This is a genomic window from Paenibacillus flagellatus (genome assembly GCF_003217775.1).
Taxonomy (GTDB): domain Bacteria; phylum Bacillota; class Bacilli; order Paenibacillales; family NBRC-103111; genus Paenibacillus_AB; species Paenibacillus_AB flagellatus.
The window spans coordinates 222,657-241,633 of sequence record NZ_QJVJ01000004.1 but is presented as its reverse complement, the minus strand read 5'-3'; the positions used below and the strand labels follow the sequence as shown (position 1 = coordinate 241,633).

Genomic DNA, 18,977 nt, shown 5'->3' with positions numbered 1-18,977 from the left:
TATATCGGCTGACGGAAGAGGTTTTGTTAGCGAATAATGGAATCGCGCACCGCAATCGGACCGATGCGGGTCGGGAAGGTGCGGCTGCGGCGAGGAGGGAACGATCCATGAGAATGGTCGATATCATACAGCGGAAGCGCGACGGCGGGAAGCTGACGCGGGAGCAAATCTATTACGCCGTCGAAGGCTTTACGCGGGGGGACATCCCGGACTACCAAATGTCGGCCTTCGCGATGGCCGTCTTTTTCCGGGGAATGGACGAGGAGGAAATCGCCGATTTGACGATGGCGATGGTCAATTCCGGCGACGTCGTCAGCTTGGCCGGCATTCGCGGCGTGAAGGTCGACAAGCATTCGACCGGAGGCGTCGGGGACAAGACGAGCCTGGTCGTCGTGCCGCTGGTCGCCGCGGCGGGCGTGCCGGTCGCCAAAATGTCCGGCCGGGGGCTCGGGCATACCGGAGGCACCGTCGACAAGCTCGAGTCGATTCGCGGGTTTCGCATCGAGCTGCCGAACGAGCAGTTCGTCCGCAACGTAAACGAGAACAAGATGGCGCTCGTCGGCCAAAGCGGCAATTTGGCGCCGGCCGACAAGAAGCTGTACGCGCTTCGCGACGTCACCGGGACGGTCAACTCGATTCCGCTCATCGCTTCCTCGATCATGAGCAAAAAAATCGCCTCCGGCGCCGATGCGATCGTCCTCGACGTCAAAGTCGGCTCCGGCGCGTTCATGAAATCGCTGGACGACGCGAAGGCGCTCGCTTCGACGATGGTCTCGATCGGCAAAAGCTTGAAGCGCCGGACGATCGCCGTCCTGTCCGACATGAGCGAGCCGCTCGGCACGGAAATCGGCAACGCCAATGAGGTGGCCGAGGCGATCGAGCTGCTGCGGGGGGGCGGGGAGCCGAGGCTGAAAGAAATTTGCTTGACGCTCGCCGCGTACATGACCGTCGCCGGCGGCGCCTACCCGGATGTCGCCGCCGCCCGCCGGGGACTCGAAGAACTGCTGCAAACCGGCCGTGCGCTGGAGACGTTCCGTACGTTCGTCGAGGCGCAGGGCGGCGATCCGGCGATCGTCGACGATCCGGGCTTGCTGCCGCAGCCGGCGGTCACCGTCAGCGTGCGCGCGGAGCAGGAAGGCTACGTGCAGTCGATCGACGCCGAGGCGGCTGGCATAGCCGCGATGATGCTCGGCGCGGGACGGGAGAAGAAGGAGGACGCGATCGACTACGCCGTCGGCCTTTCGCTGCGCAAAAAAGTCGGCGATCCGGTCAAATTCGGCGACGTCCTCGCGGTCATCCGCAGCAACCGCGAGCAGAACCAGGACATCGCGGAAACGATTTTGCGCGCTTATACGATCGGGGCGGAGAAGCCGGAGCCGGTGCCGGTCGTGCATGCCGTCATCGAATAACATTCCGGCATCGGGCGTATAGAAGGGGGCATCAGCTTGAGCACGGAACAACGGAAAGCGGAGCATATCCGGATTTGCTTGGAGGAGGACGTCGGGAGCCGGTCGATCGGCAGCGGCTTCGAGCGGTACCGGTTTCGTCACGAAGCGCTGCCCGAGCTCGGCTTCGACCGGATCGACACGTCTGCGGAATGGCTCGGCAGGCGGCTTCGGGTTCCGCTTCTGATCAGCTCGATGACCGGCGGAACGGAGGAGGCGCTCCGCATCAACCGCCATTTGGCGGAAGCGGCCGAGGCGCGGGGATGGGCGATGGGTCTCGGCTCGATGCGCGCCGCGGTCGAGAAGCCCGAGCTCGCCCGGACGTTCCGCATCCGCGACGTCGCGCCGAGCGTGCCGCTCGTCGCCAATATCGGCGCCGTCCAGCTCAACTGCGGATACGGCGTCGACGAATGCCGCCGGGCGGTCGAGCTCGCCGAGGCGGATGCGCTCGTCCTCCATCTGAACGGCATGCAGGAGCTGTTCCAGCCGGAGGGCGACGTCGATTTTGCGGGGCTGCTCGGGCGGATCGAGCGGCTGTGCCGGGATATGCCCGTGCCGGTCGGGGCGAAGGAGGTCGGCTGGGGCATCGCCGGCGATACGGCGCGGCGGCTCGCCGACGCGGGCGTCCGGTTTCTCGACGTAGCCGGAGCGGGCGGGACGTCTTGGATCCAGGTCGAGAAGTTCCGCTCCGCCGATCCGGTCCGCCGGGCGGCGGCCGACGCCTTCGCCGACTGGGGCATCCCGACGGCCGAATGCGTCGTCGAGGCCCGCGCCGCCGCGCCCGGCTGCACGCTGATCGCGAGCGGCGGGCTCGCCACCGGCGTCGACGCGGCGAAGGCGATCGCGCTCGGCGCGGACATCGCCGGCTTCGGCCGTTCGCTGCTCGGCGCCGCCGTCGGCTCGGCGGAGCGAACCGCGCAGACGCTCGAGCGGATCGAGTTCGAGCTGCGCGCGGCGATGTTCGGCATCGGCGCCGGCGATTTGCGGAAGCTGCGGGACACGCCGCGGCTCGTGCGCATATAAGCGAAGCGGCCGCGCGCGGGAGCGCCAAGGCGACGCCGAGCCGAGAGGCGGGGCAGGGACGTTGGACGTCCCTGCTTTTTTTGTGCCGCTCGACCGTTTCCCCGCGCCCCGGCTCGTTTATTTTCCTTTCTTTCTGTCAACAATGGTTAGAAGCGATTCCATGTTTTCCGACGCTTGGATGGAATGGACAACGTTCACCATTGGATCAGGAGGGGTAAATCTCATGTTCAAACGAGGATTTGCGCGTCTGGCGTGCGCGACGCTGGCCATGTCGCTGGCCGTCATGACCGCGGCGTACGCCGACGAGAAAACGGGGAAACCGAAGGAGGCCGCTCCGCAAGTCGATTTGGCGCCGAACGCGAACTCGGCCGTACTGCTCGACGCCGATACCGGCACGGTGCTGTACGAGAAAAACGCGAACCAGAAGCAGCCGCCCGCGAGCATTACGAAAATTATGACGATGGTGCTCATCATGGAAGCGCTCGACCAAGGCAAGATCAAGCTCGACGAGAAGGTGCGGACGAGCGAATACGCCGCTTCGATGGGCGGCTCGCAAATTTTTCTCGAGCCGGGCGAGGAGATGACGGTCGAGGAGATGCTGAAAGGGATCGCGCTCGCCTCCGGCAACGACGCGTCGGTGGCGATGGCCGAGAAGATCGGCGGGTCCGAGGAAAACTTCGTGGCGATGATGAACGCCAAGGCGAAGGAGCTCGGCATGGACAACACGCATTTCGTGAACGTGAACGGGCTTCCCGCCGACAACCATTACACGTCCGCGTACGATATCGCGCTCATGTCGCGCGAGCTGCTGAAGCATGAGGAAATTACGAAATATACGGGGCTGTACCAAGACTACCTGCGCAAAGATACGGAAAAGCCGTTCTGGCTCGTCAATACGAACAAGCTGGTCCGGTTTTATCCGGGGGCGGACGGCTTGAAAACCGGCTATACGAGCGAAGCGAAGTTTTGCTTGTCGGCTACGGCGAAACGCGACAATTTCCGGGTTATCGCCGTCGTCCTCGGCGAACCGAATACGAAGACGAGAAACGCCGAAGTGACGAAAATGTTCGATTACGCGTTCTCGCAATATACGAGCCATCCGATCTTCAAAACCGGCGACGTCATCGGCACCGTCCGCGTCGAGAAGGGCGAGCAGCCGGAAGTGCAAATTACGGCGAAGCACCAGTACAGCGTCCTGCTGAAGAAAGGCGATGCCGGCGCGGATATTCGACACGTGCTGCAGCTCGAGCCGAACTTGAAGGCGCCGATCGAGGTCGGGCAGCCGCTCGGCAAGCTGGTCGTCTACAAGGGCGATCAGATCGTCGGCGAATTCCCGATCGAGTCTCCGGTGCAGGTGAACAAGGCGGGCTGGTGGAAGCTGCTCAAGCGGACGTCGCTCAAGCTGTTCATGGCGGACTGACCGCCCGTTTCGATTCGTTCCCGGATGCCGGCGTCGGCGTCCGGGAACATTCCCTATTCGAGCCGTCGATTGGCGAATTCCCGCGAATCCGGGCAAAAGTTGTTGAATCATAGCGTCTATGTACTTATTGTGGCAGTTTTCTTCTAGTTTTGTCGGCTTGCAGGAATTTCCGTCCATTTCGTAGAAATCTTACGGCACAACGCGAAAGGAAGTGAGCCTGGCTTGAGTTTGCACATCGAATTGGAGCATCATCGAAGAACGCTGATCGTCCGATTGAAAGGAGAGCTCGACCATCACACCGCCGAAACGGTCAAGGTGAAGATGGAAGAAGCCATTTTAAGAGGCGACGTCAACCATGTCGTGCTCAGCTTGAAAGAGTTGAGCTTCATGGACAGCTCGGGTCTCGGGGTCATTCTCGGACGATACAAGCTGATCACCTCGAGAGGCGGCAAAATGGTCGTGTGCGACGTCAATCCGGCCGTGTACCGTCTGTTCGAAATGTCCGGCCTGTTCAAAATTTTATCGATCCAAGATAACGAAAGGCTCGCCCTTTCCAGCCTGGAGGTGGTTTCATGAGCCGAGCCAATCATATGCAGCTTCGCTTCGCGAGCTTGTCCGAGAACGAATCGTTCGCGCGCGTAACCGTTGCCGCCTTCGTCTCGCAGCTTGATCCGACGATGGAGGAGCTGACCGATATCAAAACCGTCGTGTCGGAAGCCGTTACGAACGCGATCATCCACGGCTACGACAATTCCCCGGACGGCGAAATCGAGATTACGGCGAGCATCGAAGGGGACCGGTTCCGGCTGACCGTCGAGGACCGGGGCAGAGGCATCGAAGATTTGGAGCTGGCGCGCCAGCCGCTGTACACGTCCAAGCCGGAGCTGGAACGGTCGGGCATGGGCTTTACGATCATCGAAAACTTCATGGACGAGGTGGACGTCGTCTCCGAACCCGGCAAAGGGACGAAGGTCGTCATGGTCAAACGCATCGAATCCAAAAAAGCGCTGTTTAATTAGGAGTTTTGCCATATGGACGTCGATTTGAAACATGCCTCTCATACGTACCTGGACGACACCGAAGTGAAGCGGCTCATCGCCCTCAGCCAGACCGGGGATACGATCGCGCGGGAGACGCTCGTCAATTGCAACATCCGTCTCGTATGGTCGGTCGTGCAGCGCTTTTTGAACCGGGGCTACGAGCCGGAAGATTTGTTTCAGATCGGGTGCATCGGACTGCTCAAGTCCGTCGACAAATTCGATTTGTCGTACGACGTCAAGTTTTCCACGTATGCGGTTCCGATGATCATCGGCGAAATCCAGCGGTTTCTGCGCGACGACGGGACGGTGAAGGTGAGCCGTTCGCTCAAGGAGCTGGCCAACAAGGTTCGCAAGAAAAAAGACGAGCTGTCCAAAAAGCACGGCCGGATGCCGACGATCAAAGAGATCGCCGAAGAGCTCGGCATCACGCCGGAGGACGTCGTCTTCGCCCAGGAAGCGAACAAGCCGCCCTCCTCGATTCACGAAACCGTGTTCGAGAACGACGGCGATCCGATAACGCTGATGGACCAGATCGCCGACGAAGGCCAGGAGAAATGGTTCGACAAGCTGGCGCTGAACGAGGCGATCGGGACGTTGACGGAGCGGGAGCGGCTGATCGTCTACCTGCGCTACTTCCGCGACCAGACGCAGTCGGAGGTGGCGAGCCGGCTCGGCATTTCGCAGGTGCAGGTGTCGCGTCTGGAGAAAAAAATATTGCAGTCGATTCGCGAGCAAATCGCGCAATGAGCGACAATCGTCGCCAAAACCGTCTTCCGGCCGCCAAGCGCGGCGGGAGGACGGTTTTTTCGTCTGCGCTCCGGTCTCGAACTTGCGTCTGCCAAAAAATAGAGCGGTTACCCCCTTTCCACGCGCCGCATACTAGAGGAAAGATGATGTAGGGAAGGGAGTGATTCGATGAACCGCGTGTTCACTCCGACTTTGTACATCCGCCTGCGGAAGCGGGCGTCGGCGGCGCCGGGCGAGACGGTCACGCTCGGCCGGCTGGCGCAGCTGCTGACGGAGCCCGACATGGAACGGGAGCTGGCGAACTTGCCGATCTGCACGCCGACCGAGCGTGACGGAACCGTGATTCTGATCGACATGCTGCACATCGTCAAAACGGTCCGATCCGCCTTCCCGCATGTGCAGATCGAACAGTACGGAGAGCCGCACGTGCTCATCGATATCGGAGCGAAGCCGAGGCCGCCGAGCCGGGTCGCCTTGGCGATCGTCTGGTTGCTGCTGTTTATCGGCTCCGGGCTCGCGATCATGAATTTTCACGTCGACGTCAGCATGATGGAGGTGCACCAGCGGCTGTACGAAATGATTACGGGGCAGCGCGTGGACCATCCGTATTGGCTGCAAATCCCGTATTCGATCGGCCTGGGAGCGGGGATGGTGCTATTCTTCAATCAATTGTTCAAAAAACGGTTCAGCGAGGAGCCGAGCCCGCTCGAGGTCGAAATGTTCTCGTATCAGGAAAGCCTCAATCATTACGTCATTACCGAGGAATACCGCAAACTGCAGCGGGACGAGCCGGAAGCCTCCGCCATCCCCGGGGAGCCCGACGGCGAGCGGGAGCGGAAGGACGGCGATTCGCCGTGAACGGACTGCTCGCGCATATCGGCGCGGCGATCGTCGGGCTCGCCGGGGGGCTTGCCGTCGGCGGCGGAATGGTCGCCTTTCTCGTCGTCCTCGACATATTGCCGAGGCTCGCCCAAATGACGAGGGCATTCGATCGCGTCCATACGTTCGAAGGAGCGATCGTGTGCGGCGTCCTGTTCTGGACGATCGCCGACTTCTGCGATTGGCGGGTCGGGCTCGGCCCGCTCGGGGCGGCGGCGATCGGGCTCCTGGCGGGCTGCTTCATCGGGATGCTCGCCGGCGCGCTCACGGAGGTACTGAACGTGCTGCCGATTATGGCCAAGCGTCTCGGGCTCGGCGGTTATATCATTTGGCTGCTGATGGCGATGGTGCTCGGCAAGGTGGCCGGCTCGCTTTTCGAATGGATCGTATTCCGTACCTGAACGCCAGCAACGAACGACATCACGGGGGGTACCGATTATGGGCACAGACTTGAAAGATACGTCCGCGGGAAAAGAACGCCGCGAAGGGCGGAGCCGAACCGGCGGCGACAAGATCGATGCGCGCGACCTGATGACGGACGAGGAGCTCGGGCTGAAGGAAACGAAGGACATCCCGGACAATCTCGAGGACGTCAAGCGGGCGCTGGAGGAGAAAGCCGGACTCACCGTCAGCTTCGATCTCGTCTTCCGCGAGATGGAATTCGGGACGAAGCGGGCCGCCTTCTTTTACGCGAACGGCTTCGCCAAGGACACGGTGCTGACCGACATCATCATGCGGCTGTCGCTTCTTTCGCGGGAGCAGCTCGTCCCGGATACGCTGGGCAGCTTTCTGACCAAGTACGTGGCGCATATCCAGGTTCAGCCGGAGGACGACTTCGACAAGGCGGTCGACTTCGCCTTGATCGGATCGACCGTCATGTTCATCGAGAACGAGCGGACCGCGCTCGTCATCGACGCCAAAAACTTCCCGGTCCGGTCGATCGAGGAGCCGGATCTCGAGCGGGTCGTCCGGGGCTCGCGCGACGGCTTCGTCGAGACGCTCATGACGAACGTGACGCTCGTCCGCAGACGGATCCGCGACCCGAGGCTGAAGCTCGAGCTGATGACCGTCGGAGACCGGACGAAGACGCACGTCTGCATCGGATATATTAACGACATTGCGGACATGAAGCTGGTCGAGTCGCTGCGCGACAAAATCGGCAAGGTGAAAATCGACGGCATCCCGCTCGGCGACAAGCAGCTGGAGGAAGCGATCATCGGCAAAGGATGGAACCCGTATCCGTCCGTCCGCTATTCGGAGCGCCCCGACGTCGTCTGCTCGCACATGCTCGAAGGACACGTCATCATATTCGCCGACACGTCGCCCAGTGTCATGATTTTGCCGACGACGTTTTTCCACCTCGTGCAGCATGTCGAGGAATACCGGCAGACGCCGTTCGTCGGCAGCTACTTGCGGTGGGTCCGGTTTTTGGGCATTTTCGCTTCGTTGTTTTTGCTGCCGCTTTGGTTTTTGCTCGTGAACAACCCGGAGCTGAAGCCGCAAGGGCTCGAATTTCTCGGGCCGCAGAAGGAAGGCAAGCTGCCGATGCTGTTTCAGTTTTTGACCGTCGAGCTCGGGCTCGATCTGATGCGGATGGCGGCGGTCCATACGCCTTCGCCGCTCACGGTGGCGATGGGGCTGGTGGCGGCGATCCTGGTCGGCGATATCGCGGTCAAAACCGGCCTGTTCATCAACGAAGTCATTCTGTACATGGCCGTCGCCGCCGTCGGCATGTTCGCCACGCCGAGCTACGAGCTCGGGCTCGCCAACCGGCTCGTCCGGATGGCGCTGCTCATTCTCGTCGCCGTCTTCAAAATTCCGGGCCTCGTCATCGGCACGACCGTCTGGCTCATCGCTCTATCCGTCACCCGATCGTACAATACGCCGTACATGTGGCCGTTCATCCCGTTCCATGCGAAAGCGCTCGTCTCGATTTTGTTCCGGCGACCGATCCTCGCTTCCAAAAACCGGCCGAGCATCACGAAGTCGAACGACAATACGCGTCAGCCGATCCGCTGACCCCGAGACAAGCCCGTGACCTGCACGGGCTTGCCGCATGACCGGGGCTGTGGTACCTTAGAAGAAAGAATCGACCCGCTCAAGCCATTTTACTATCGAACGAAGGAAAAGAGGAACGAACGATGCATTTGCACGGTACGAGTCAAATCAACGCGGCCGGACGTTTGGAAATCGGGGGCTGCGATACGGCCGAGCTCGCCGCCCGCTTCGGAACGCCGCTTTACGTATTCGACGAAGCGCTCATTCGCCGGCGCTGCCGGGAATTTATGGACGCCTTCCGGGCGACCGGGCTTCGGTTTCAGGTCGCTTATGCGAGCAAGGCGTTTTGCGTGATGGCGATGTGCCGGATCGCGGAGGAGGAAGGGCTGTCGCTCGACGTCGTGTCCGACGGCGAGCTGTACACGGCGCTGCGCGCGGGCTTCCCCGCCGACCGGATACATTTTCACGGCAACAACAAGACGCCGGAAGAGCTCGAGATGGCGATCGACGCCAAGATCGGCTGCATCGTCGTCGACAATTTCACGGAGCTGTACATGCTGAACGAAATCGCCAAGGAAAAGAGCGCGCGCGTCAGCATCCTGTTCCGGGTGACGCCGGGCGTCGAGGCGCATACGCACGAATTTATTTCCACCGGCCAGACCGATACGAAGTTCGGCTTCGACATCGGCAACGGCTCCGCTTTCCGGGCGATCCGCGAAGCGGTGTCGCTGTCGAACGTGGACATCCTGGGCGTCCACTCGCATATCGGCTCGCAAATTTTCGAGACGGACGGCTTCAAGCTGGCGGCGGACCGCGTATGCGATTTCGCCCAAAACGTCCGCAAGGAGCTCGGCGTCACGTTTCCGGTCATCAATTTGGGCGGCGGCTTCGGCATCCGTTACACCGAGGGCGACACGCCGCTGCCCGTCGGTCAATACGTTCAGGCGATTACGGATTCGATCAAGGCCAAGCTCGCCGAATACGACTATCCGATGCCGGAAATTTGGATCGAGCCGGGCCGCAGCATCGTGGGCGATGCGGGAACGACGCTGTACACGATCGGTTCGACGAAGGACATTCCGGGCGTCCGGAAGTATGTATCGGTGGACGGCGGCATGACGGACAACCCTCGTCCCGCCCTGTACGACGCCAAGTACGAGGCGTTTCTCGCCAACCGGGCGAACGATCCGAGCGAGGAAACGGTATCGATCGCCGGCAAATGCTGCGAAACGGGCGACATGCTCATTTGGGACTTGGAGCTGCCGAAGACGAAGCCCGGCGATTTGCTGGCCGTGTTCTGCACGGGCGCGTACAACTATTCGATGGCGAGCAACTACAACCGGCTCCGCCGGCCGGCCGTCGTCTTCGTCCGCGACGGAGAAGCCGATCTCGTCGTCCGCCGCGAGACGTTCGAGGACGTCGCCGGCAAGGACGTCGTCCCGGAGCGGCTGCGCAAGCAAGCGGTCGCGAAAAGCTGAGCTCGATCGGGAAAAATAGTAAAAGAGCCGGCCGTCATTGACGGTCCGGCTCTTTTTCATAGGCGCGAGGCCCGTTCGCGGACGGCGAGCGTCACGCTTCGTCCCACACCTTCACTTCTTTCATTTTGTCGCCCGGCTTGATGGCGTCGACGTATTCCATTCCTTTGGACACTTGGCCGAACACCGTATGTACGCCGTTCAGGTGCGGCTGCGGCTGGTAGCAGATGAAAAATTGGCTGCCGCCCGTGTTTTTGCCCGCATGCGCCATCGAAAGGGTGCCGCGCTCGTGCTTGCTGACGTTCGTCGCCGTCTCGCAGTCGATCGTGTAGCCGGGGCCGCCGGTGCCGGTGCCGTGCGGACAGCCGCCCTGCGCCACGAATCCTTTGATGACGCGATGGAACGAAAGTCCGTTGTAGAAGCCGGAATTGGCCAGCTTCTCGAAGTTGGCGACCGTATTCGGCGCTTCCTCCGGATAAAAATCGATCAACACTTTTTCTCCGTTTTCAAGCTCGATGCTTCCTTTTTTCGCCATAACGCGTTCCTCCTATCGTCTCGAAAGCTTCTCTCATTGTAACCGAAATCTTCCCTTTTTCAAAGCGAGCAAACGCGCTTGTCGCTTTCGTCGGCCGTATCCCGTATTTTCAGAACGGTGAATCCGACCCGAGCGGCTTGCCGGTCGCGCCTCCGAACGTATGGACGTGGCGCGGAATCGTCAGCACCGTCTTGTAGCTGCCGCCTTGAAACTGAAAAGGCTCGTCGTCGACTTCGATGCGAATATCGTGATAATGGGAACCGTCCGGGAGCGGCAGGGCCGGACCCGTTTTTCCGTAGAAGCGATGAAAGTGGTCGCGGTCGAGAAACGTATGCCCTTGGAAATCGTGGACATGGCCGTCTCGCGCGCTTCCGTTGACCGGATACGTAAACAGCTGCACGATATGGGAATGCCCGAGCTCGCGCGAAGTGACGGCCTGCAAGTAATGGGCGTGAGCAGGCGGGAGGAAGGAGGGGCGAATCGTACCGAACATGGCGCATCGTCCTTTTTTGCCACCAATGTATGCGCCCGCTCTCCGATCGGTCACCCGACTCGAGCGGCCGCCGGGCGATCGTCGGCGAGTCCCGCCGTGAAAGCGATCTTGAAAAACCTTGCATTTTTCATTTCCCGATGATACTATTCATTACAAACCAACGATTTACCTTCGGGGCCGGGTGAAATTCCCGACCGGCGGTGATTCCGCGCTTGGCGTCGGCCGACATGCAAGTTCCGGCCGCGATGCGAGGCGGCGGATCAGTCCGTGACCCGCGACGAGCGTGAACGCATCATGCCGCGTCCGTCCGGTGGACCCGGTGCAACTCCGGGACCGACAGTATAGTCTGGATGGGAGAAGGGATCGGGCATATCAAAACGGCTGCAATTCGTTACGGTTTATGTGCATTTTTTCACATGAACCGCATCCTTTGCCGCGCCCTTATCGGCAATCCGCTTCGCGCAGGCGAACCGGTGCCGCGTATCGGCGTCCTGTTTGCGCTCGCGCGCCGCAGGCTGTCGTACGGGCCGATCGGGGACGTTTGTTTGCGCATGGCTGCATGCCGCGCAATTCGCCCATTGTTCTCGACTTCCCGCCCCTTGCCTCGCTTCTCCCGAAGCGCGGAAGGGGCTTTATTGCGTAACAAATCCCCGAATCGGCAAACTTTTGCGGGATGGCGGTGAGTAGCGGTGGAATGGTTGAACGACGAATATTACATGCGGCTCGCGCTGCAAATGGCGGAGAAGGCGACGGGACAAACCGGGATCAACCCCGTCGTCGGCTGCGTCGTCGTGAAGGACGGCCGAATCGTCGGCATCGGCACGCATTTGCAGCGGGGCGGTCCGCATGCGGAGGTTCACGCCTTGCAAATGGCCGGCGACGAGGCGGCCGGCGCGACGGCGTACGTCACGCTCGAGCCGTGCAGCCATTTCGGGCGGACGCCGCCCTGCGCGGACCGGCTCGTGGCGGAGAAGGTCGGCCGCGTCGTCGTGGCGTGCACCGATCCGAACCCGCAGGTAGCGGGGAAGGGCATCGAGAAGCTGCGCAGCCACGGCATCCGGGTCGACGTCGGCGTGCTCGAAGCCGAGGCGAGAGCGCAGAACGAAATGTTCAACAAATATATCGTGACGCGCCTGCCGTTCGTCACGTTGAAGTCGGCGACGACGCTCGACGGGAAAATCGCGTCGAAAACCGGCGACAGCAAATGGATCAGCGGGGAAGCGTCCCGCGCCTCGGTCCACATGCTGCGGCACCGCCATCAGGCGATCATGGTCGGCGTCGATACGGTCATCGCCGACGATCCGCTGCTGACGGCCCGCATGGATGCGCCCGCGCTCCAGCCGGTACGTCTCGTCGTCGATTCCCGTCTGCGCATTCCGCTGGACGCGCGGGTCGTGAAAGACCGGGAAAGCGCAAAGACGATCGTGCTGACGACGAATCAGGCGTCCATCGAGCAGATCATGCGGTTGAACGCGCTCGGCGTCGAGGTGATCAAATGCGGCGACGGCCCCCGCGTCGATTTACGAAAGGCGATGGCGATCGTCGGCGAGCGGGAAATCGGCTCGATTTTGCTCGAAGGCGGCGGCACGCTGAACGGAGCGATGCTCGAGGCCGGTCTCGTCGACAAAATCGTCCTGTTCCTCGCCCCGAAAATCGTCGGGGGGACGGACGCCCCGGGCGCGTTCGCGATGGCCGGGTTCGAGCGGATGGCCGATGCGATCGCGCTGGACCGGGTAACCGTGGAACGGATCGGGGACGATTGCTGCATAACCGGATATCCGCGAACGGAAAGGAGGGAGCCGGGATGTTTACCGGAATCGTAGAAGAAGTCGGGCGTATGCGCCGGATCGCGAAGCAGGGCCAATCGATGGTGCTGACGATCGAAGCGGCCAAGGTGCTGGAGGACGTCGGCTTGGGCGACAGCATTTCCGTCAACGGCGTATGCCTGACGGTCGTGCAATTCGACGGGGCGTCCTTTACGGTCGACGTCATGCCCGAGACGTTCCGCAAAACGACGCTCTCGCAGCTGCAGCCGGGCAGCCGGGTCAATCTGGAGCGGGCGATGCCGGCCAACGGGAGGTTCGGCGGCCATATCGTCCAAGGGCACGTCGATACGCCGGGACGCATCGTCTCGCGGCAGCCGGAGGAGAATGCGGTCGTGTTCCGCATCGAGCCGACCGGTCTCTCCGATATGAAGTATGTCATTCCGCACGGCTCGATTACGCTGGACGGCATCAGCTTGACCGTCGTGAGCGTCGACGAGCGCACGTTCACCGTGTCGATCATCCCCCACACGCTGGCCCAGACGGTGCTGCAGCATAAGCAGCCGGGCGACACGGTCAATATCGAATACGATTTGCTCGGCAAATATATCGACAGACTGCTATCGTTCCGGGGAGGCGCGGCGGAAGGGGCGGCCGGCCGCGGCGGGGGCTTGACGATGGAATTTTTGTCCAAGCACGGGTTCATGTAAGGTCGAACCGATACAGATACGAAGCATAGGAGAGGTGAGAACCATGCAGCAGCCGGTACGCATGCACACGATCGAAGAAGCGATTTACGATTTGATGCTCGGCAAAGTCATTATCGTCGTGGACGACGAAGACCGGGAGAACGAAGGCGACTTCATCGCGCTCGCCGACAAGGCGACTCCGGACGTCATCAATTTCATGATCAAGGAAGGGCGCGGGCTCGTCTGCGTCCCGATTACCGAGGAGCGCGCCCAAGAGCTCGATCTGCCGCCCATGGTCGCCAAAAACACCGACTATCATGGCACCGCGTTCACCGTATCGATCGACCATACGGGAACGTCCACGGGCATTTCCGCTTACGAGCGGGCCCATACGGTGAAGGCGATGATCGATCCGAAGACGCGTCCCGAAGACTTCCGCCGGCCGGGCCATATTTTCCCGCTCATCGCGAAAAAGGGCGGCGTGCTGCGCCGCGCCGGCCATACGGAAGCGGCGGTCGATCTCGCCCGGATGTGCGGCTCGTACCCCGCCGCCGTCATTTGCGAAGTGATCAAAGAAGACGGCACGATGGCCCGCGTTCCGGATTTGGCGGACATCGCGGCGAAGCACGATTTGAAGATGATCACGATCAAGGATTTGATTCATTACCGCAACGAAAAGGAAAAGCTCGTCAAGCGCGAGGTCGAGATCAAGCTGCCGACCGACTTCGGCCAATTCGCCGCAATCGCGTATTCGAACGAAGTGAACAATCAGGAGCATGTGGCGCTCGTCAAAGGAAAAATCGATCCCGACCGCCCGGTGCTCGTCCGGATGCACTCGGAATGCTTGACCGGCGACGTGTTCCACTCCCACAGGTGCGACTGCGGACCGCAGCTGGCGGCAGCGCTCGAGAGGATCAATGCGGAAGGTAGCGGCGTACTCGTCTACCTGCGCCAGGAAGGCCGGGGCATCGGCCTGATCAACAAATTGAAAGCTTATGTGCTTCAGGAGCAGGGATTCGACACGGTCGAGGCGAATGTTAAATTAGGATTCGCTCCCGACCTGCGCGATTACGGCATCGGAGCGCAAATTTTGAAAGATTTGGGCGTCCGGCAAATTCGTCTGCTGACGAACAATCCGCGGAAAATTCGCGGACTTGAAGGCTACGGGATGGAAATCGTCGAACGCGTTCCGATCCAAATGGAGGAGAACGAGGACAACCGGCGATACCTGCGCACGAAAAAGGAAAAGCTCGGCCATATGCTCCAGTTCGAACACGAAAGCGGAGCCGGCATTTGATCATAGTGACGCGACGCGAGCAATCGGCGGACACCAACAAGACAAAGGAGAACTTGACCAATGGCACATTTCGAAGGGAATTTGATTTCGCAAGGATATCGATACGGGGTCGTCGTCGGCCGCTTCAATGAATTCATCACGTCCAAGCTGCTCGGAGGCGCGCTCGACGCGTTCAAGCGCCACGGAGCGAAGGAAGAGGAAATCGACATCGCCTGGGTACCGGGAGCGTTTGAAATTCCGCTTATCGCGCAAAAAATGGCCGAAAGCGGCAAGTACGACGCGGTCGTCACGCTCGGCGCGGTCATCCGCGGCTCGACGCCACATTTCGATTACGTATGCAACGAAGCGGCCAAAGGCGTCGCGGCGATCGGTCTGAAGACGGGCGTACCGACCGTATTCGGCGTCCTGACGACCGATTCGATCGAGCAGGCGATCGAGCGGGCGGGCACGAAAGCCGGCAACAAAGGCTGGGAAGCGGCCGTTACGGCGATCGAGATGGCCAACTTGACCAAGCAGCTGGAAGCTTGATCGAACGCGGCGGCGACAGGCGTTAAGACTCGTTCCCGCTTTGCTTCCATTCCCCATGAACCGGTCGACCGCATACGGACGGACGCTTATGCGTCCGTCTCGTCGCGCCGTGGAGCCGTTCAACATCGTTTCGATTCATGCATTCGTTTAAGATGAGGTGGACCCGGAATGAAGCCGCATTACAAATTGGAGACGTTCGAAGGTCCCCTCGACCTGCTGCTCCATCTGATCGACAAGTCGGAAATCGATATTTACAACATCCCGATCAGCGACATTACCGAACAGTATATGGAAGTGCTTGCGACGATGCAGGAGCTGGAGCTGGAGGTGACGAGCGAATTTCTCGTCATGGCCGCCACGCTGCTCGCGATCAAAAGCCAAATGCTGCTGCCGAAGCCGCCGCCGATTGAGCTGGACGATACGTTTTACGAGGACGAAGATTACGACCCGAGAGCCGAGCTCGTGCAGAAGCTGCTCGAATACCGCAAGTACAAGGCGATCGCCGAGGAGCTGCGCGACAAGGAGCTGGAGCGAAGCCTGATCTATACGCGCGAGCCGGAGGATTTGACGCCCTATGTGCGCGAGATCGAAGCGAATCCCGTCGAAGGTCTCGACGTGGCCGACTTGGTCATCGCCTTCCAGCGGGCGCTCCGCAAGGCGAAGACGCGCAGCACGGTCGCCAAAATTCGCCGCGACGAAGTATCGGTCAAGGAACGGATGGGCGAAGTGATGACGCTGCTCGTCGAACGCGGGGGCAAGCTGTTGTTTTCCAAGCTGTTCGATTACGATATGACGAGGGAAGAGGTCGTCGTCACCTTCTTGGCGCTGCTGGAGCTGATGAAGACGAAGCGGATCGTCTGCTTCCAGAACCGTCTGTTCGACGACATCGTCATTGAAGCCAAAGAGGGGGAAGCCAACGTTGAACTACCGCCAGATGAAATCGATTATTGAAGGCTTGCTGTTCGCGGCGGGGGACGAAGGGCTCGATGCGAAGCAAATCGCCGAGGTCGTCGAGCTGCAGCCGCAAGCGGTTTCCGGATTGATTAAAGAAATGGTCGAAGATTTCCGTCGCGAGGAGCGCGGCATCCAAATCGTCGAAATCGCCGGCGCTTACCAGCTGACGACGCTTCCGGCCCATGCGCCGTACTTCGAAAGGCTGGCGCAATCGCCGACCCGCTCCAGCTTGTCCCAGGCGGCGCTCGAGACGCTGGCGATCGTCGCTTACAAGCAGCCGATCACGCGGATCGACATCGAGGAAATCCGCGGCGTGAAGGCGGATCGCGCGCTGCAGACGCTCGTCGCGAAAAACTTGATCGAGGAAGTCGGACGGGCCGAAGCGGTCGGCCGGCCGATCTTGTACGGGACGACGAAATCGTTTCTGGACTATTTCGGTCTGGCCGGCTTGCACGAGCTTCCGGAGGCGACGCTGTTCCAAAACCCGGACGATCTGGAGGAGGAAACGCGGATGCTGTTCGAGAAGCTGGACGGCCACCAGCTGACGATCGACGACGCCGAGATGAACGGATGAGCGCGCTCGCCGCGTATCATGCGGCATGGGGGATGTGTTGGCGAAGCGGAGCCGCGGCTATGCGGCTTTTTTGTCGTGGCGCAGACGGCGCCCGCCGTCATCATAAGAGCCGGCTTCGTCTTGCCCGGGCTTTAACGAATACGGTCCCGCGAACGGGTCATACTAAACTTTGACACGGGCGGATACCATTGCCGGAAGTTTGACGATGACGGGGGAGCGGGAGCCATGGTATGGGTATGGTGGATCGCGGGCATTCTCGTTGCGGGATTGCTTTTTTTTATGATAAGCGACGTGCAGATGCGATTCCGGTTTACACGAATGGAAGGGGACGACCAGCTTTGGTTCGATATTCGCGGACTGTACGGGTTCGTCCGCTTTCGGTTCGCCGTTCCGGTGCTCGTATGGCGCGACGGCGGACTTCATTTGAAGTCGGAGAAGGTTGACCGTAAAGCGAAGGAGCTGCTGAGCGGCCAACATATGAATATTACTCGGGACGAAGTAGAGCTGTTTTTTCGCCGAACGAGAGATTTGCTGACGCATACCGACCGGCTGATCGACTGGCTCAAGGGGGTTCTGGCCCGGACGACCTGCACCGAAATCAGCTGGACGACGCGGATCGGGCTCGGCGATGCGGCCGACACGGCGGTGACGACCGGCATCGTATGGGGGATCAAGACGTCGGTGCTCGGCTACTTGTTTCGTTATATCAAGCTCGAGGCGAAGCCCGTCCTGAGCGTGCAGCCGCAATTCAACCGGATGCAATTTTCGACGGCGGCGGTCTGTACGGCCAAAATAAAAGCCGGCTACGCCTTGTACGCGGGCATTCTCCTAGTGTTCCGTATTTTGCGCGTCAAGGGCGGCTTGAAGACTTGGCGAAAGGTACTGTTCAAACCTTCGTAAACTGTGGAAGGAGCCGTGGCGGCAGCGATGCCCGCGGTTCCTTTTTGAATTCCTTTTTGCAATTTCGACAATTTTATGAAATTTGGTATTGATTTATTAGGTAAAATCTACTAATATTTACTGGTGGAACCGTTTACAAATCGCTCTTTGATTCGAAAGGATCAAGAGGAGGCGGGTCCGACATCCTATTCCAGTTCAAGGAGAGCGGTCACATGGAAACGCAAGTAAATCCGACGCAGCATTATCAAGCCGCGCCGCAGCAGACGGCGCCCGTACTGACGATGAAAGATTGGATGATCACCATCTTGCTGCTGGCCATACCGGTCGTCAACATCGTTATGCTGTTCGTATGGGCGTTCGGCGGCGGGACGAATCCGAATAAGGCGAATTACGCGAAGGCGGCATTAATTTGGGCGCTGATCGGCATTGTCCTTTATATTCTAATCATGGTCGTGTTTATCGGCGGCATTTTATCGACCATGGAGTAATGTCGAACTTGTACATATGGAACGCCAACCGGGCGCAATCCGTCGTGCTCTTTGCCGACGCGTTGCGCTTTTTTTCGTTATCGATGGGAGTTCGTGACTCGCCTTCGACCTTTACATACGCTTGAACCGTTCGGGCAATGCTAACGGGGAAGACCGAAAATCCACGATCAAGCTGGAACTAGCCTAAAAGGAGGAATAGGTGTGGCTGAACATCCGATTCAAGGATTAATGAAGACGGCAATGGAAAACATCAAAGAAATGGTGGACGTCAATACGATCGTTGGCGATCCGGTCGAGACGCCGGACGGCAGCGTCATTATGCCGATTTCCAAGGTCGGCTTCGGCTTTGCCGCCGGGGGAAGCGAATTTGCGGTCGAGGCGGAGGAAGAACGGAACAACGCCGGACGGACCGATGCGCACAACGCGCACGTATCGCTGCCGTTCGGCGGCGGTAGCGGCGGCGGGGTGTCGATTACGCCGATCGCCTTTCTCGTCGTAGGCAAGCATGGCGTGAAGGTCGTTCCGCTCGATAACCAGACGCATCTGTACGAGCGTTTGATCGATTCGGCTCCGCAAGTCGTGGACAAAATCCAAAGCATGCTGAAAACGAACAAAAACGCCTCGGGAACGCAAAGCGGAATGGGCGGAGCGGGCGGCATGTCCGGCTCCAACGGAACGACGATTATTACCGATGAAACGAACGTCATCGTTTAATCCCCATGAAACGAA

General features: G+C 60.1%; 21 protein-coding genes and 1 riboswitch. Of the genes, 19 read left to right on the top strand and 2 right to left on the bottom strand.

The window, feature by feature from the left end; genetic code table 11:
* The first annotated feature begins 107 nt into the window (after nt 1-107).
* From DLM86_RS10740 to lysA, 10 genes are all read left to right on the top strand, one after another.
* The gene (locus DLM86_RS10740) at nt 108-1,409 is read left to right on the top strand and encodes a pyrimidine-nucleoside phosphorylase (RefSeq protein WP_110840005.1); all 1,302 of its coding nucleotides are present in this window, start codon (nt 108-110) and stop codon (nt 1,407-1,409) included.
* A gap of 36 nt (nt 1,410-1,445) precedes the next feature.
* Nucleotides 1,446-2,468: a type 2 isopentenyl-diphosphate Delta-isomerase gene (gene fni / locus DLM86_RS10735; RefSeq protein WP_342773071.1), complete on the top strand. Its 1,023-nt coding sequence runs from the start codon at nt 1,446-1,448 to the stop codon at nt 2,466-2,468.
* Between the two features lie 223 nt (nt 2,469-2,691).
* On the top strand, nt 2,692-3,888 hold the full coding sequence (locus DLM86_RS10730) for a D-alanyl-D-alanine carboxypeptidase family protein (protein ID WP_110840003.1): 1,197 nt from the start codon (nt 2,692-2,694) through the stop codon (nt 3,886-3,888).
* A gap of 222 nt (nt 3,889-4,110) precedes the next feature.
* Nucleotides 4,111-4,464 (top strand): anti-sigma F factor antagonist, encoded by a 354-nt coding sequence (gene spoIIAA / locus DLM86_RS10725; protein WP_110840002.1) that lies wholly within the window; start codon nt 4,111-4,113, stop codon nt 4,462-4,464.
* Complete coding sequence (gene spoIIAB / locus DLM86_RS10720; protein WP_110840001.1) at nt 4,461-4,907, top strand: anti-sigma F factor; 447 nt, start codon at nt 4,461-4,463, stop codon at nt 4,905-4,907. The genes spoIIAA and spoIIAB overlap by 4 nt, the downstream gene beginning before the upstream one ends.
* A 12-nt stretch (nt 4,908-4,919) precedes the next feature.
* A complete protein-coding gene (gene sigF, locus DLM86_RS10715) occupies nt 4,920-5,675 on the top strand; it encodes an RNA polymerase sporulation sigma factor SigF (RefSeq protein ID WP_110840000.1) in 756 nt (251 codons plus the stop codon).
* Nucleotides 5,676-5,843: 168 nt separating this feature from the next.
* The gene (locus DLM86_RS10710; protein ID WP_110839999.1) at nt 5,844-6,533 is read left to right on the top strand and encodes a stage V sporulation protein AA; all 690 of its coding nucleotides are present in this window, start codon (nt 5,844-5,846) and stop codon (nt 6,531-6,533) included.
* Entirely contained in the window at nt 6,530-6,955 is a 426-nt protein-coding gene (locus tag DLM86_RS10705; RefSeq protein WP_281272114.1) for a stage V sporulation protein AB, read from the top strand. Before DLM86_RS10710 ends, DLM86_RS10705 begins: the two co-directional genes overlap by 4 nt.
* Before the next feature lie 37 nt (nt 6,956-6,992).
* Complete coding sequence (locus DLM86_RS10700) at nt 6,993-8,573, top strand: spore germination protein (RefSeq protein ID WP_110839998.1); 1,581 nt, start codon at nt 6,993-6,995, stop codon at nt 8,571-8,573.
* Between the two features lie 122 nt (nt 8,574-8,695).
* Nucleotides 8,696-10,030 (top strand): diaminopimelate decarboxylase, encoded by a 1,335-nt coding sequence (gene lysA / locus DLM86_RS10695; RefSeq protein WP_110839997.1) that lies wholly within the window; start codon nt 8,696-8,698, stop codon nt 10,028-10,030.
* A gap of 91 nt (nt 10,031-10,121) precedes the next feature.
* Here lysA and DLM86_RS10690 read toward each other — a convergent pair whose 3' ends face one another.
* A complete protein-coding gene (locus DLM86_RS10690) occupies nt 10,122-10,562 on the bottom strand; it encodes a peptidylprolyl isomerase (protein WP_110839996.1) in 441 nt (146 codons plus the stop codon).
* A 109-nt stretch (nt 10,563-10,671) separates the two neighbouring features.
* Nucleotides 10,672-11,055 carry a YmaF family protein gene (locus DLM86_RS10685; protein WP_110839995.1) on the bottom strand — a complete coding sequence of 128 codons (384 nt, stop codon included), beginning with the start codon at nt 11,053-11,055 and terminating at the stop codon, nt 10,672-10,674.
* A 163-nt stretch (nt 11,056-11,218) separates the two neighbouring features.
* Nucleotides 11,219-11,421: riboswitch (FMN riboswitch) on the top strand.
* 323 nt (nt 11,422-11,744) lie between these two features.
* Between DLM86_RS10685 and ribD the strand changes: the two genes are divergently transcribed.
* The 9 genes from ribD (at nt 11,745) to ytfJ (ending at nt 18,962) form a co-directional block, all read left to right on the top strand.
* The gene (ribD, locus tag DLM86_RS10680) at nt 11,745-12,878 is read left to right on the top strand and encodes a bifunctional diaminohydroxyphosphoribosylaminopyrimidine deaminase/5-amino-6-(5-phosphoribosylamino)uracil reductase RibD (RefSeq protein WP_211326506.1); all 1,134 of its coding nucleotides are present in this window, start codon (nt 11,745-11,747) and stop codon (nt 12,876-12,878) included.
* Complete coding sequence (locus DLM86_RS10675; protein WP_110839994.1) at nt 12,860-13,528, top strand: riboflavin synthase; 669 nt, start codon at nt 12,860-12,862, stop codon at nt 13,526-13,528. The genes ribD and DLM86_RS10675 overlap by 19 nt, the downstream gene beginning before the upstream one ends.
* Nucleotides 13,529-13,571: 43 nt before the next feature.
* Complete coding sequence (locus tag DLM86_RS10670; RefSeq protein WP_110839993.1) at nt 13,572-14,804, top strand: bifunctional 3,4-dihydroxy-2-butanone-4-phosphate synthase/GTP cyclohydrolase II; 1,233 nt, start codon at nt 13,572-13,574, stop codon at nt 14,802-14,804.
* Between the two features lie 60 nt (nt 14,805-14,864).
* Nucleotides 14,865-15,332 (top strand): 6,7-dimethyl-8-ribityllumazine synthase, encoded by a 468-nt coding sequence (gene ribH / locus DLM86_RS10665; protein WP_110839992.1) that lies wholly within the window; start codon nt 14,865-14,867, stop codon nt 15,330-15,332.
* Nucleotides 15,333-15,500: 168 nt separating this feature from the next.
* A complete protein-coding gene (locus DLM86_RS10660; protein ID WP_110839991.1) occupies nt 15,501-16,283 on the top strand; it encodes a segregation and condensation protein A in 783 nt (260 codons plus the stop codon).
* Entirely contained in the window at nt 16,252-16,860 is a 609-nt protein-coding gene (scpB, locus tag DLM86_RS10655; protein WP_110839990.1) for an SMC-Scp complex subunit ScpB, read from the top strand. The genes DLM86_RS10660 and scpB overlap by 32 nt, the downstream gene beginning before the upstream one ends.
* Nucleotides 16,861-17,085: 225 nt before the next feature.
* A complete protein-coding gene (locus tag DLM86_RS10650; RefSeq protein WP_110839989.1) occupies nt 17,086-17,760 on the top strand; it encodes a DUF2953 domain-containing protein in 675 nt (224 codons plus the stop codon).
* A 212-nt stretch (nt 17,761-17,972) separates the two neighbouring features.
* On the top strand, nt 17,973-18,248 hold the full coding sequence (locus tag DLM86_RS10645) for a hypothetical protein (RefSeq protein ID WP_110839988.1): 276 nt from the start codon (nt 17,973-17,975) through the stop codon (nt 18,246-18,248).
* 201 nt (nt 18,249-18,449) lie between these two features.
* A complete protein-coding gene (ytfJ, locus tag DLM86_RS10640; RefSeq protein WP_110839987.1) occupies nt 18,450-18,962 on the top strand; it encodes a GerW family sporulation protein in 513 nt (170 codons plus the stop codon).
* Nucleotides 18,963-18,977 lie beyond the last annotated feature (15 nt).

Excerpts from the sequence above, each read along its gene's own strand:
- DLM86_RS10650 (WP_110839989.1), top strand. The coding sequence starts at position 17,086 with ATGGTATGGGTATGGTGGATCGCGGGCATTCTCGTTGCGGGATTGCTT.
- ribH (WP_110839992.1), top strand. The coding sequence starts at position 14,865 with ATGGCACATTTCGAAGGGAATTTGATTTCGCAAGGATATCGATACGGG.
- DLM86_RS10710 (WP_110839999.1), top strand. The coding sequence starts at position 5,844 with ATGAACCGCGTGTTCACTCCGACTTTGTACATCCGCCTGCGGAAGCGG.
- DLM86_RS10670 (WP_110839993.1), top strand. The coding sequence starts at position 13,572 with ATGCAGCAGCCGGTACGCATGCACACGATCGAAGAAGCGATTTACGAT.
- DLM86_RS10645 (WP_110839988.1), top strand. The coding sequence starts at position 17,973 with ATGGAAACGCAAGTAAATCCGACGCAGCATTATCAAGCCGCGCCGCAG.
- DLM86_RS10740 (WP_110840005.1), top strand. The coding sequence starts at position 108 with ATGAGAATGGTCGATATCATACAGCGGAAGCGCGACGGCGGGAAGCTG.
- DLM86_RS10685 (WP_110839995.1), bottom strand. The coding sequence starts at position 11,055 with ATGTTCGGTACGATTCGCCCCTCCTTCCTCCCGCCTGCTCACGCCCAT.
- DLM86_RS10675 (WP_110839994.1), top strand. The coding sequence starts at position 12,860 with ATGTTTACCGGAATCGTAGAAGAAGTCGGGCGTATGCGCCGGATCGCG.
- DLM86_RS10700 (WP_110839998.1), top strand. The coding sequence starts at position 6,993 with ATGGGCACAGACTTGAAAGATACGTCCGCGGGAAAAGAACGCCGCGAA.
- DLM86_RS10730 (WP_110840003.1), top strand. The coding sequence starts at position 2,692 with ATGTTCAAACGAGGATTTGCGCGTCTGGCGTGCGCGACGCTGGCCATG.
- sigF (WP_110840000.1), top strand. The coding sequence starts at position 4,920 with ATGGACGTCGATTTGAAACATGCCTCTCATACGTACCTGGACGACACC.
- DLM86_RS10690 (WP_110839996.1), bottom strand. The coding sequence starts at position 10,562 with ATGGCGAAAAAAGGAAGCATCGAGCTTGAAAACGGAGAAAAAGTGTTG.
- DLM86_RS10660 (WP_110839991.1), top strand. The coding sequence starts at position 15,501 with ATGAAGCCGCATTACAAATTGGAGACGTTCGAAGGTCCCCTCGACCTG.
- spoIIAB (WP_110840001.1), top strand. The coding sequence starts at position 4,461 with ATGAGCCGAGCCAATCATATGCAGCTTCGCTTCGCGAGCTTGTCCGAG.
- lysA (WP_110839997.1), top strand. The coding sequence starts at position 8,696 with ATGCATTTGCACGGTACGAGTCAAATCAACGCGGCCGGACGTTTGGAA.